Origin of the sequence: Actinomyces mediterranea, from assembly GCF_900155595.1 — a bacterium.
GTDB lineage: Bacteria > Actinomycetota > Actinomycetes > Actinomycetales > Actinomycetaceae > Pauljensenia > Pauljensenia mediterranea.
In genome coordinates this window covers 185030-197990 of the sequence record NZ_FTPB01000003.1, presented here as the reverse complement: position 1 = coordinate 197990, position 12961 = coordinate 185030, and the positions used below count along the sequence as shown (strand labels likewise).

Below are 12961 nucleotides of genomic sequence, written 5' to 3'. Positions count from 1 at the left end.
TCCGTCCGGAGACGCTTCCGGACAGGAGAACAGTGGCAAAGTTGCGTGTTAGCGAGCTCGCGAAAGAGCTCGGAATCACCAGCAAAGAACTTCTCGCGCACCTCAAGGACAGTGGCGAATGGGTGAAGGGGGCCTCCTCCGGCCTTGAACCGCCCGTGGTCCGAGCAGTGCGCGAGCACTACAGGTCGACGGGCGCCCCAGCGCCCCAGGCCGAGGCGAAGAAGCCCGCACCCGCGAAGAAGCCGTCAGCGCCCAAGCCCGCCGCGCCCAAGGCGCCGACGGCGAAGGAAGAGGCGCTCGCACCGCAGGCCCCCGCATTCAGCGACGCATCCGCGTCCCCGAAGCCCGCAGCGCCGCGCACCGCTGATGCGAAGACGTCGGCGAAGGACGAGCCCGCAGCCCCGCGTCCGACGGCTCCGCGTCCCGGACCGCGCGCGGCTGGTCCGCGCCCGGGTAACAATCCCTATGCGTCGAGCCAGGGCATGCCCCGTCCCGGTGGGACCGGTGGCCCCCGCCCTGGCCCGCGCTCACAAGGCCGTCCCGGCCCGCAGGGCGGCCAGGGTGAGCGCCCGCAGCGCTCCGGCGCTCCGCGTCCTGGTGCCCCCCGCCCCGGTGGCGCGGGTCAGCGCTCCGGCGCCCCGCGTCCCGCAGGTTCCGGTCGTCCGGCGCCCCGCGCGGGTTCTGGCCCTCGGCCGAATCCGGCGATGATGCCCGGACAGGCGAACTTCGCCCGCAATGCATCGGGTTCGACCACTGATCGTCCCACGCGTGGTGGACGCGGAGGCCGAGGCGGACGCCCCGGTGTCGGCGCAGGCGCGGGAACCGGCGCACAGGCCGGCGGCGGTTTCGGTGCTCCCCGCGGCGGGGGCCGCGGTGGGCGCGGCGCGACCCCCGGCGCATTCGGCAGGGGAGCGGGCGGTCGCAACCAGCGCGGACGAAAGTCGAAGCGCGCGAAACGTCAAGAGTTCGAGCAGCAGAATGCTCCGGTCATCGGCGGCGTGTCCATCCCCCGCGGTAATGGACAGGTCATCCGCATCCGTCAGGGCGCGTCCCTCGCGGACTTCGCGGACAAGATCGACGTCAATCCCGCAGCGCTCGTCACCGTCCTCTTCCACCTCGGTGAGATGGCGACGGCGACGCAGTCCCTCGACCAGGACACTTTCGAAGCGCTCGGCGCCGAACTCGGCTACGACGTGAAGGTCGTCTCCCCTGAGGATGAGGACCGCGAACTCCTCGAGTCCTTCGACATCGACCTCGAAGCCGAAGAGCTCGACGATGCGGAGAATATGCAGGCACGTCCGCCGGTCGTCACCGTCATGGGCCACGTCGACCACGGTAAGACGAAGCTCCTCGACGCAATCCGCCATACGGACGTCGTCGAATCAGAGCACGGCGGCATCACCCAGCACATCGGCGCCTACCAGGTCAATGTTGAGCATGAGGGCGTCACCCGCCCCATCACCTTCATCGACACTCCCGGCCACGAGGCGTTCACCGCTATGCGCGCCCGCGGCGCGCAGGTCACCGATATCGCGATCCTCGTGGTTGCAGCAGATGACGGCGTTATGCCGCAGACTGTTGAAGCGATCAACCACGCGCAGGCGGCGAATGTGCCGATCGTCGTGGCCGTCAACAAGGTCGATAAAGAAGACGCCAGCCCGGATAAGATCCGCGGTCAGCTCACCGAATACGGCTTGGTCGCCGAGGAGTACGGCGGCGACGTCATGTTCGTCGACATCTCCGCCAAGCAGCGCACCGGTATTCGCGAACTCCTTGAGGCGGTGCTGTTGACAGCGGACGCTGCCCTCGTCCTGGAGGCGAATCCGAATACGGCCGCCCGAGGCGTCGCCATTGAGGCGAACCTCGACAAGGGTCGCGGCGCGGTGGCGACGATGCTCGTCCAGCGCGGCACCCTGCGAGTCGGCGACGCCATTGTCGTGGGCTCGTCGCACGGCCGCGTCCGCGCCATGTTCGACGACACGGGCAATGACGTTCTCGAGGCGGGCCCGTCCCGTCCTGTGGCGGTCCTCGGTTTGACGTCGGTGCCGCGAGCTGGCGATTCCTTCCTGGTTGCCGCTGATGATCGGACCGCCCGTCAGATCGCCGATAAGCGTGAGGCGGCGGAGCGTCAGGCGATGCTGGCCAAGCGTCGCAAGCGCGTCTCCCTCGAGGACTTCGACAAGGTACTCAAGGAGGGCGAGGTCGACACTCTCAACCTGGTCATCAAGGGCGACGTCTCGGGCGCCGTTGAGGCGCTGGAGGATTCGCTGCTGCGCATCGATGTCGGCGAAGAGGTTCAGCTGCGCATCATCCACCGCGGTGTCGGTGCGATCACGCAGAACGACGTCAACCTTGCGACCGTCGACAACGCTGTCATCATCGGCTTCAATGTGCGCCCCGCAGAGCGCGTGCAGGAACTCGCCGACGCCGAAGGCGTGGAGATCAAGTACTACAACGTGATCTACTCGGCCCTCGACGATGTTGAAGCGGCTCTTAAGGGCATGCTCAAGCCGATCTACGAAGAGATCTCGCTGGGCAGCGCCGAGATCCGCCAGGTGTTCCGCTCCGGCAGGTTCGGCAACATCGCGGGTTCGATCGTCCGGTCCGGCACAATTAAACGCGGCACTAAGGCGCGCTTGGTCCGAGACGGTGTGGTCGTTGCCGACGATCTTGAGATCGCGTCGCTGCGGCGTGAAAAGGATGATGTCACCGAGGTCCGCGAGGGCTACGAGTGCGGCATCACCCTCGGGTACAAAGACATTGCCGAAGGCGACGTCATCGAGACCTGGGAGATGCGCGAGAAGGCTCGCGACTGACCGTGGTCTGATTCTGGTCCGCCGAGCGGTCCGGACTGTTCTCGGAATGCCAGGGGGCGGGTGCTCAAGCACCCGCCCCCTGGCATTCCCATCCCAATTGCACACACTCCTGGCCCCGTTCGCCGCAGATCGGGGGTGAAACCGCAGGTCGTGCTGCTCGGGCATGCGGCACTGCAGCATGAGTGTGTGCATTCGCCCCGCCTTGTCAGTGTTGTACCCCTGAAACGACACTTTCGCCCGACGAGGTGCGGCTCTCACCCGGCGGACTCGTCGCTCCGCGTCTGCGCCCCGTACCATTGATGTCCTGAGTATTGACGAAGGCGGACCCGCCGCCGCACAGTGAAGGAGAAACAATGGCCGACGAATCGCGCGTCCGCAAAGTGCAGGACCGCATCCAGCAGACCGTCGCGCGGATGCTGGCCCATCGCATCAAGGACCCGCGCCTGGGATTCGTCACCATTACCGATGTGCGCGTGACCGGCGACTTGCAGCACGCCTCCGTGTTCTACACCGTTCTCGGCGACGACTCGGACCGAAAAAACGCCGCCGACGCATTCGAATCGGCGACGGGCATCCTCCGCTCCGCAGTGGGCAAGGCCCTGGGTATCCGCCTCACCCCGACCCTGGAGTTCATCCTCGATGCGCTTCCCGAGTCTGCGGCTGCGCTCGAAGATGCGCTTGCCGCGGCAAAGATCCGCGACGAGGAGATCGCGAAACAGGCGGAGGGCGCCTCCTACGCCGGAGATGCCGATCCCTACCGTCACGATGAGGACGACGAGGGCCTCGACTGACAATGGCGAAGCGCCCCGACACCTCGGTCCCAGGTCTCGTCATCGTCGACAAGCCCCGGGGAATGACGAGTCACGATGTCGTCGCCAGGATGCGCCGCCTCGCCCACACCCGCAAGGTCGGTCACGGCGGCACCCTCGACCCGATGGCGACTGGACTCCTCGTCGTCGGCATTGGAGCGGCGACACGCCTGCTCACTTACGTCAGCGGCGACTCGAAGTCCTACGATGCGTCGATCCGCTTCGGTTTTTCCACCACGACTGACGACGCCGAGGGGGAGGCCGTAGACATCCGCGGCTGTGACACCCTCGGCTGTGCCGCCATTGATGCTGCGATTACTGAGTTGCGCGGAGAGATCATGCAGGTGCCGTCAACAGTCTCGGCGATCAAGGTTCACGGTGAGCGTGCCTATGCCCTCGCCCGAAGGGGGGAGGATGTCGCCCTCACCGCCCGCCCCGTCACCATCCACCGCTTTGAACGCACATCGCGGCCGCGAGTCGGTGTAGCGCAGGTGGAGTCTGTCGACGGGGGCGGCGCCCGCGCGTCACGGAGCATTCGCGTTGTTGATGTCGACGTCAGCGTCGACTGCTCGTCGGGGACCTACATCCGCGCGCTTGCCCGCGACCTCGGTCGGGCGCTGGGAGTCGGGGCTCACCTGACCGCGCTGCGCCGAACCCGGGTGGGGGCGTTCACGCTGGACGATGCGCGTTCTCTTAGTGATCTGGAAGAGGCGGTGCCCGCAGTCGAAGGCGGCGGCGGCCGTGCCGCTCCAGGGCTCATCAGCCTCGACGACGCCGTTCGCGCGCTATTCCCGTCGATCCCGCTCACTCCGGAAGAGACTGCCCGTTTCGCCCACGGAGTCCCTCCCGCGCGCCGCCGCGACGAGGTCTCGTCCGGCGGCTCCTGCGGGCCCATCGCCGCATTGTCGCCGCAGGGGCGCGCCCTTGGACTCGTGCGGTTCAAGGAGAATCGCCTGATCACCGTCTGTGTCTTCACAGGAGCCAATACATGAGAATCTGGACTGAACTCGCGGACGTTCCCGGCGATGAGAAGTGCGTCGTCACCATCGGCAACTTCGACGGCATGCACAATGGTCACAAGAAGGTCATCTCCTCATGTGTGGAGCGCGCCCGCAAGAGGGGAGTGGACGCCGTTGCCGTCACTTTTGATCCTCATCCCATCCAGGTCCACCATCCCGAAGTGGAGTTGCAGTTGATCTCGCCGCTCCGCGATCGCCTCGACGCGATGGGGGCGACGGGGCTCGACGCGACGCTCGTCGTCCACTATGACGCCTCCGTGTACACCCTCGAACCAGAGGAATTCGTCGTCGAGTTCCTCGTCGAGAGGCTCGGCGCGATCGAGGTCGTCGTCGGCGAGGATTTCCGCTTCGGACGGGGCAACGCCGGGACGATCGACACTCTGCGCGAGTTGGGGCGGTGTCACGGCTTCGACGTCGTCATGGTGACGGACATCGAAGCCCCCGAGGGCAGGCGCTGGAGTTCGTCGTGGGTGCGCGAATTGCTCGCCGCGGGCGATGTGACGAGCGCGGCCAGGGTGCTGGGGCATCTGCACCGCATCCGCGGTACCGTGGAGCACGGCTTCAAGAGGGGCAGGCTGTTGGGCTTCCCGACGGCGAACCTGAGCCAAGACATTGAGGGAGTCGTCCCTGGAGACGGCGTTTACGCCGGGTGGCTCGTTCGCACCGTGCCGGGCACCCAGTCCGCGGAGTTCTTGCCCGCAGCGATCTCAGTGGGCACGAATCCGCAGTTCGAGGCCGAGTCGCGCACCGTCGAGGCGCATGTGCTGGGACGCTCGGACCTCAATCTGTACGGGGAGAAGGTTGCGGTCACATTCGTGTCCCGCATCCGGCCGATGCTGTCCTTCGATTCCGTCGATGATCTTCTCGTGCAGATGGATGACGATCTGCGTCAGACGGCTTTCATCCTCGGCATCGGGGTGCCCACCCGAGTCGATCCGAACTCTGTCACCGCGTGCTGAATCCCACAGGTTTGCGGGTGCGTGAGGGGGTTATCTCACCGGGGGAGGGTGTGCGGCGCATGCTAGTCTGGACGGGCCGTTGGATCGGCCGCGGATCGGATGCTCGGGGGAGAGGCCCTCGTGCTCCGCGCAACAAGACAATGAGGAGAAGCCCGTGCCCCTGAGCAAGGACGTCAAGGATCAGATCATCGCCGAGTATGCGACCCACGAGGGCGATACCGGTTCCCCCGAGGTTCAGATCGCACTGCTCACCCAGCGCATCAAGGATCTTACCGAGCACTTCAAGACTCACACGCACGATCACCACTCACGTCGTGGTCTGCTCCTCCTGGTCGGCCGTCGTCGCCGACTCCTCGGCTACCTCGCCTCGATCGACATCGAGCGCTACCGCTCCATCGTCGCTCGTCTGGGCTTGCGTCGCTGACTGATTCCGGCCCGATCCCGTGAGGGACCGGGCCGGTTCACTGCGTTCAGGAGCCTTTTCCTGGACAACCGTTGAGACGAGGCGCGCAGGTGCCGCCGGTTTTCGACAGTGGCTTACGGATCGCTCCGCCCCGCAGGCGGGGGTGCAGGCCGTGGGCTTCGATCGAAGGCCGAAGCATTGCGCGCATCCACTCGATTCGAATCGAAATTTATTCAAGGAGAGATGCCCTCATGATGGAAGGCTCTGACATCACCGCCGCAGAGGCGGTCATCGACAACGGCCGTTTCGGCACGCGCGTCGTCCGTTTCGAGACCGGCCGCCTCGCCAAGCAGGCCGCCGGCTCCGCCCTAGCCTATCTCGACGACGAGACCACCGTCTTGTCCGCCACCACCGTCGGAAAGTCCCCCAAGGACCAGTTCGACTTCTTCCCGCTGACCGTCGATGTCGAAGAGCGCGCTTACGCCGCCGGACGCATCCCCGGTTCCTTCTTCCGCCGCGAGGGTCGCGCCGGCACCGAGGCGATCCTCGCCGCGCGCCTCATCGACCGTCCGCTGCGCCCCGGATTCATCAAGGGCCTGCGCAATGAGGTCCAGGTCGTCGAGACCATCCTCACCGCCCACCCCGACGACGCCTACGATGTCCTCGCGATCAACGCGGCATCCATGTCCACCCAGATCGCCGGCCTGCCCTTCACCGGCCCGATCGGCGGCACCCGCCTCGCCCTTATCGACGGGCAGTGGGTCGCCTTCCCGCGCTGGTCGGAGTTGGAGCGCTCCGTCTTCAACATCGTCGTCGCGGGCCGTATCGTCACCGCTGACGACGGCTCCGAAGACGTCGCCATCATGATGGTCGAGGCCGGTGGCGGCGCCAACCAGTGGGACCTCATCCAGTCCGGCGCCGTTGCCCCGACCGAGGATGTCGTCGCCGATGGTCTTGAGGCCGCCAAGCCCTTCATCAAGGCGCTGTGCGAGGCCCAGATCGAGGTCGCGAAGCACGCCTCCAAGGAGACCGCTGAGTTCCCCCTGTTCATCGACTACACGGACGAGGAGTACCAGGCGGTCGAGGAGTTCGTCGGTGACAAGCTCGCCACTGCTCTGCTCACCGAGGGCAAGCTCGCCCGCGACGAGGCCGTTGACGCTGTGAAGGCCGAGATGCTCGCCGCTCTCGCCGAGCGCTTCCCCGAGGCCGAGAAGGACCTCAAGGCCGCGTTCCGCTCCCTCGAGAAGTACACGATCCGTCAGCGCACCCTGCGCGACGAGATCCGCATGGACGGCCGTACTCCCCGCCAGATCCGCTCCCTGTCAGCCGAGGTCGAGGTGCTTCCTCGCGTCCACGGCTCCGCCTTGTTCCAGCGCGGCGAGACCCAGATCCTTGGTGTGACGACGCTGGCGATGCTCCGCATGGAGCAGCAGCTTGACAACCTGTCTCCGGTGAGCTCCAAGCGCTACATGCATCAGTACAACTTCGCGCCTTTCTCGACGGGTGAGGTCGGCCGCGTCGGCGCCCCCAAGCGCCGCGAGATCGGCCACGGCGATCTCGCCGAGCGCGCCCTTGTCCCGGTGCTGCCGACCCGCGAGGAGTTCCCTTACGCGATCCGCCAGGTTTCTGAGACGATGGGTTCGAATGGCTCGTCCTCCATGGGGTCGGTGTGTGCGTCGACCCTGTCTCTGCTGCAGGCGGGCGTGCCGCTGCGCGCCCCCGTCGCCGGCATCGCGATGGGCCTGATGACCGGCGAGGTTGACGGCGTGAAAAAGGCCGTCACCCTCACCGACATCCTCGGCGCCGAGGACGGCTTCGGCGACATGGACTTCAAGGTCGCGGGCACGGCGGACTTCATCACCGCCCTTCAGCTCGACACGAAGCTCGACGGCATCGACTCGCAGGTCCTGCGAGGAGCCCTCGCCCAGGCGCGCGACGCCCGTCTCGCGATCCTCGACCTCATCAACAAGGCGATCGACGGTCCCGATGAGATGAGCCCGAATGCTCCTCGCATCATCACCGTCCAGGTCCCGGTCGACAAGATCGGTGAGGTCATCGGTCCCAAGGGCAAGATGATCAACCAGATCCAGGAGGACACCGGCGCCGATGTGACCATTGAGGATGACGGTACCGTGTACATAGCCTCCGCGTCGGGCGACTCGGCCGAGGCCGCGCGTCAGATGATCAACCAGATCGCGAACCCGCAGATGCCTGAGGTCGGCGAGCGTTTCGTCGGCACGGTCGTCAAGACCACCTCCTTCGGCGCCTTCGTGTCCCTCACCCCCGGCAAGGACGGCCTGCTGCACATTTCGCAGGTGCGCCGCCTCGTCGGTGGGAAGCGGATCGACTCCGTCGACGATGTCCTCCAGGTGGGCCAGCAGGTCGAGGTCGAGATCGAGAGTATCGGTGACCGTGGCAAGCTCAGCCTGCACGCCGTCCTCGACGATGATGCGCTGGCTGCCGAGCAGGCGCGCGTTGAGGGGGAGAAGATGGCTGAGTTCTCCGAGCGTGCGGAGCGCCGCGAGCGTCGTGATCGTTCCGAGCGTCGTGAGCGCCGTCCCCGTACCCGCACGCGTCGCACCCGCGATGATGATGCGGTCGAGGAGATCACCGAGGAGTGATCTTCGTTAAGGCGGTGTCATTCATCGGCTGATGGGTGGGGCCGGGGAGCGCATGCTCCCCGACCCCACTGTGTCACTACATGTCCGGGGCCGGGTTGTTGTAGCGTATTCGCCCTGCTCATGACGTGGCTGGCGTTGGGCGTTCGGCTGATGCGGGGAGAGGCGGCGGGGAAGAGAGCGACATTCCTCGATAGTCGCGGATGCCCTCATTGGTGTTGAATGGATACGGGAGTCTGTCCAGCGACACCAGTGGAGGTCAACTGTGATTCGTCGAGTGCTTGGAATGATGGCGGTGATGTCCATGATGATGGGGCTCGTCATGCCCGTGGTCTCCGTTGAGCGCCCCGATGCGACTGTTCAGTATTCTCCCGTGGAACTCTTCTGTTTGGTTTTTCCGAACAGTGAGTTGTGCCGGGGTCGCGTGTGAACGAAAGGCTCCTGCAGCGCGTTCGCCGCCCTCTTCGCTGGATTCAGGACGCGGGAAAGCGCTTCGCATACCCAATGGTCGCACTGGTATTCCTCGGACTCGATTGCTCAGTCGCACTGCTTGGAAGGCCTTTGACGTGGCTCGAATTGGCGGCATCAATGTCAATCGCAGTGGCTACTGGAGCAGCTGCTTGGTTTTCTACTCCTGCGAGTCTGACGGTTATTATCGTGAGTTGCCTGGTCATCATCTCGCCGTCCGACGCCCTCGCTTCTCTTATGACCCCTTTTCTCGTCGTTCTCGCAGTTGCAGAGTTGATCTCACGTCGCCGCCGGCTCATCGCTGTGTGCTGTGGGATTCTTGTGGCATTCGCGTATTACTTGGATCCAACAGTGAGATCGATGACGACTTACGTCTGGGCGATTCTCCTGCAAGCGGTCATCGCCGTACCACTTGGTCTAGTCATGCTGACAAGTAGTAAGCAAATTGAACTGCTAAAACAGGAGGTGGAGTACCTCGCCCATAGGACGAATGCAGAGCTCGCCGTGACGCTTCACGACACGGTCGTCACGGATCTGACCAGGGCGCTCATCATGGTCCGCTCCCTTCAAATGCCCAAACGGGATCAACCTTCGCACGCGCTTGCCGACATTGAACAATCAGTAGCGCGTGCCATCACTCAATTGCGTCATACAGTGACCATGCTGCAACCCAGCAACGATCCGATGAATGAGTCGGTGTCGCACGCACTCGATGATGCCGCCCGGATGCTTCGCATGGGACACCGACGATTGCACAGCGCCCTTCCCGACGAACATGAGTTGTCAATGCTTCTGGGAGCCGCGCGACTCCGATTCCTAGTCATATTCCTCAAAGAATCATTGATGAACTGCGTAAAATATGCGCCAGTTGACTCGATTGTCAATGTATCGGCAGATGTGTCGGATCTCGGCGTGGAAGTCACCGTCGTATCGGATCTTTCGAAGGGAGAACCGGATCTTCAACTCGAATTGTCGTCCGGACTGGGAATCGTCAGTCTGCAGAGCCGGGCACAGGCGCTCGGCGGCGATGTTTATTTCGGCGCGGTGCTCCGGCGCTGGATGATATCTCTCGTCATGCCGATTGATACTGCCCGAAATGAGGAAATGGAATGATCGACCCCATGTCGCCGTACGATCATATCCGCCCCATCCGGGTGATCTTGGCGGATGACGATCCTGATCTGCGCGACGGCCTCGCCTCCCTTCTGGGTCTGGATCCTCGCATCAGCATTGTCGGGACCGCTGCTGATGGGCGCGAGGTCCTCGCGCTTGTGAAACACCGCCCTGCCGACATCGTTCTGATGGATGTTGAGATGCCCGTGCTTGACGGAGTGGAGACTACTCGGATCATGTCTGAGCAGCACTCATCGGTGAGAGTCGTGATGCTCACGGCCTTCGAGGTCCAGCATCGCCTCGCCGAGGCAATGGCTGCGGGAGCCTGCTCCTTCCTTACGAAGGATCTGCCGATCGATGAAATCGTGGACTCCCTCGTGCGCGTCGTCTCAGGGAGGCATGTCTTCTCGCCGCGAGTGATGGATGCCGCCGTCAATGTGTTGAGATCCTTCGGAGAACGGCACGAGGCGGTTGAACGGTGGGAACGGATCGTCGACTCACTGTCGACAGGCCAGAGGGCTGTTTACGAGTGCCTGATACAAGGCGTGACGAATCGGGAGATCGCAGAGCAGGTTGGCTACTCGGAGGGGACGGTGCGTACCTATGTCACACAACTGCTCGACTGCTTCGGCTGCACCTCACGGACCGAACTCGCCGTTCGCGCCGCTCGGATCGGGTCGACTCCGGGTTGTTGACTTTCCTCGATCGAGGGGCGACGGTCCCGGAAATAGGGTTGCGCCATCGATCCTTTGCGTGGGGACTCCAACCGGCTCTTCGTATTTGAGCGTGGGGTAGGTGTGTGGGCCGCCGCCGTTGAGGAGTATTCTGAGGCGGTTGTTGTCGGGGTTACAGACTCCCGGCCACCACGAGCAAAACACCACGGATACAACTCGATGACGGCACACTCGATGACGGTGGGCTGCTCGTTGAGTTGCTGCCACAGCGCTCGTAGACCGAGCCGATCCAGGGACAAGAAAGCAGTGAGATCAGCAAGACTGCCGGTAACGTGACACACGCCCAGGCCTCTCTGACAGGTCGTGTAAGAACTCCCATCACCGAGAGACCTCAACCCCCACCACCACCCAGTCCCACCCCACGACCTCCATCCTCACCTGCAAAGGCCCAGATTCTCGTACTCAACGTGTTTCACGCGTCTGTGCCGTACCACGTGTCGTGGAAGCGGGGTATGCCGTGCGTCTTCGGTCGGATGCTATCTGGCGATGAACGCCGAGACAGGCACCATCCCAACAATCATTAACATTCCTCGATAGAAGAGGACGAGTCGCAAATCATAAAATGACAACGTCGGCCAACAATCACTCAAGCAGCTTTGTCTCAAAGGAGACAACAATGACGACGTTGAAGAGGACTGTGATCAGTGCACTGACTTCGTGTGCGCTCGTACTCAGTGGCGCTGGAGTCGCGTACGGCTCCACTGATACTGTCACAATGCAAGACCGTGATAGCGTGTCTGTCACGGTCGAGAGTACGACATTTGAAAGAGAATCTGAACCCGAGTCGCCGAGAAGAGTAGGCGTAGCCGTCACTGTCGTCTTTGCTGTCCTGGCGGGTGGTTACAAGTGGGCGTACAACGATGGCGTTGCCCGTGCTGCCACAGGCCAAGTGACATGGAGCATGTGGGAGGGACAGTGGGGATGGGCTTTACTTGCGTACGCAAATGGACTTGGTCCCGTTGGCTGGGCGGGGTACCAAGGATGGAGCCACGGCTTTAAGACGGAGTGTCCAAAGCACTCGTACTGCTACTACAGGTGAGGGGGCGGGTGATGTCTCGGTGGAACAACATGGGTGTGTGGGCTCTCATCGGTGAGGCGTGCTACTGGCTCGCAGCCGTGGGGCTGGGCGTTAACTTGGCGTATTCGATGATTCGGGGGATTCAGGTTTCTGAATTCATGTGGTGGATGGCGATATTCCTGATGCTGTTAGGTGCCGGATTCAAGGAATATGATCAACGTATTCGTCGGCGGAACGAGTCAGCGTCTTGCCCAGCGCAAAGACCTGGCATCGATATTGGTCAATAGCCATCGTTCAATGCCGCGGCTACATCTGATGTGCACAGTCTGCTGGCAATCCAAGGATGCCTCCTGGCAGTGATCAATACCGGCGGTTAGGCGGGTTGAAGATACGCTTCGAGGGCGGCGCGGATGACATCGGAGACTGTGAGGTCTTTGGCGTCAGCATATGCATCCAAGCGATTGTTCAGATCCTCAGGCAGCCGTACCTGGCGCCGCGGCGACCGCCCATGACCCGTAGCGCGCGCTCTCCCGAGATTAGGTCGGCCCCCAGTGGTCACGCCATGAGTCACCATGAACGACGCAAGATCGTCCGCGTTGGCGAGCGTCCTCGACCCGAGTGCGGGTCCGAGTTGCTTGAGTTCGCCCCTTTCCGCTGTGTCTGCGAGGGCGCTGTAGCGGGCTTCTTCTTCCTCAGTCAGTGTGTGAGTCACGATTCGTTCTCCCATTCTGTGTGCCCGGCTTCGTAGACCAGATGCTTCCACGCGTCGGTGACCTCCATTGCGTGAAAGATCTTGATATCTGCGCTCCCCCTGATCGAAGCAATCACCTCGATGAACCGCCGTGCTTGAGGGTGCGGCAATCCGACGAAGACCATGGTCTTATCTCCCGGCTCTCCTTCAATCGAAGCAGCGTTAACGTGATGGAAAACAGCGTGCAGGGCTTCTTGTTGAGATACCCCGTGGCGTCCGGCACTCTTAGTGAATCTAATGGCCACACGAGAAT

Annotated in this window: 11 protein-coding genes; 9 read left to right on the top strand and 2 right to left on the bottom strand. The window is 63.3% G+C overall.

Translation table 11 applies throughout. The features are described 5' to 3' along the window. Positions 1-32 precede the first annotated feature (32 nt). The 9 genes from infB (at position 33) to BQ7471_RS11000 (ending at position 11978) form a co-directional block, all read left to right on the top strand. Positions 33-2816 (top strand): translation initiation factor IF-2, encoded by a 2784-nt coding sequence (gene infB, locus BQ7471_RS02020; RefSeq protein WP_076463834.1) that lies wholly within the window; start codon positions 33-35, stop codon positions 2814-2816. 353 nt (positions 2817-3169) lie between these two features. After that, on the top strand, positions 3170-3607 hold the full coding sequence (rbfA, locus tag BQ7471_RS02015; protein WP_076463833.1) for a 30S ribosome-binding factor RbfA: 438 nt from the start codon (positions 3170-3172) through the stop codon (positions 3605-3607). A 2-nt stretch (positions 3608-3609) separates the two neighbouring features. Next, positions 3610-4617, top strand: coding sequence for a tRNA pseudouridine(55) synthase TruB (gene truB, locus BQ7471_RS02010; protein ID WP_076463831.1), 1008 nt, complete (start codon positions 3610-3612; stop codon positions 4615-4617). Further along, positions 4614-5603, top strand: coding sequence for a bifunctional riboflavin kinase/FAD synthetase (locus BQ7471_RS02005; RefSeq protein WP_076463830.1), 990 nt, complete (start codon positions 4614-4616; stop codon positions 5601-5603). The genes truB and BQ7471_RS02005 overlap by 4 nt, the downstream gene beginning before the upstream one ends. 154 nt (positions 5604-5757) lie before the next feature. Next, on the top strand, positions 5758-6027 hold the full coding sequence (gene rpsO, locus BQ7471_RS02000) for a 30S ribosomal protein S15 (protein ID WP_076463828.1): 270 nt from the start codon (positions 5758-5760) through the stop codon (positions 6025-6027). Between the two features lie 230 nt (positions 6028-6257). Next, positions 6258-8627, top strand: a complete 2370-nt coding sequence (locus BQ7471_RS01995; RefSeq protein WP_076463827.1) for a polyribonucleotide nucleotidyltransferase — start codon at positions 6258-6260, stop codon at positions 8625-8627. A gap of 825 nt (positions 8628-9452) precedes the next feature. Continuing rightward, on the top strand, positions 9453-10205 hold the full coding sequence (locus BQ7471_RS01990; protein ID WP_129583311.1) for a sensor histidine kinase: 753 nt from the start codon (positions 9453-9455) through the stop codon (positions 10203-10205). 8 nt (positions 10206-10213) lie between these two features. Further along, the gene (locus BQ7471_RS01985) at positions 10214-10900 is read left to right on the top strand and encodes a response regulator (RefSeq protein ID WP_076464378.1); all 687 of its coding nucleotides are present in this window, start codon (positions 10214-10216) and stop codon (positions 10898-10900) included. 655 nt (positions 10901-11555) lie between these two features. Continuing rightward, complete coding sequence (locus BQ7471_RS11000) at positions 11556-11978, top strand: hypothetical protein (RefSeq protein WP_129583310.1); 423 nt, start codon at positions 11556-11558, stop codon at positions 11976-11978. Positions 11979-12330: 352 nt separating this feature from the next. On the opposite strand, the gene BQ7471_RS11585 is transcribed toward BQ7471_RS11000, so the two are convergent. Next, positions 12331-12669, bottom strand: a complete 339-nt coding sequence (locus BQ7471_RS11585; RefSeq protein ID WP_083663190.1) for a ribbon-helix-helix protein, CopG family — start codon at positions 12667-12669, stop codon at positions 12331-12333. Next, entirely contained in the window at positions 12666-12953 is a 288-nt protein-coding gene (locus tag BQ7471_RS10990; RefSeq protein ID WP_129583309.1) for a hypothetical protein, read from the bottom strand. The genes BQ7471_RS11585 and BQ7471_RS10990 overlap by 4 nt, the downstream gene beginning before the upstream one ends. Positions 12954-12961: the final 8 nt, after the last annotated feature.

Bases quoted from the DNA above. Each gene is read 5' to 3' on its own strand.
- rbfA (WP_076463833.1), top strand. From the start codon at position 3,170: ATGGCCGACGAATCGCGCGTCCGCAAAGTGCAGGACCGCATCCAGCAG.
- truB (WP_076463831.1), top strand. From the start codon at position 3,610: ATGGCGAAGCGCCCCGACACCTCGGTCCCAGGTCTCGTCATCGTCGAC.
- BQ7471_RS02005 (WP_076463830.1), top strand. From the start codon at position 4,614: ATGAGAATCTGGACTGAACTCGCGGACGTTCCCGGCGATGAGAAGTGC.
- BQ7471_RS01995 (WP_076463827.1), top strand. From the start codon at position 6,258: ATGATGGAAGGCTCTGACATCACCGCCGCAGAGGCGGTCATCGACAAC.
- BQ7471_RS01990 (WP_129583311.1), top strand. From the start codon at position 9,453: ATGACGACTTACGTCTGGGCGATTCTCCTGCAAGCGGTCATCGCCGTA.
- BQ7471_RS01985 (WP_076464378.1), top strand. From the start codon at position 10,214: ATGTCGCCGTACGATCATATCCGCCCCATCCGGGTGATCTTGGCGGAT.
- BQ7471_RS11000 (WP_129583310.1), top strand. From the start codon at position 11,556: ATGACGACGTTGAAGAGGACTGTGATCAGTGCACTGACTTCGTGTGCG.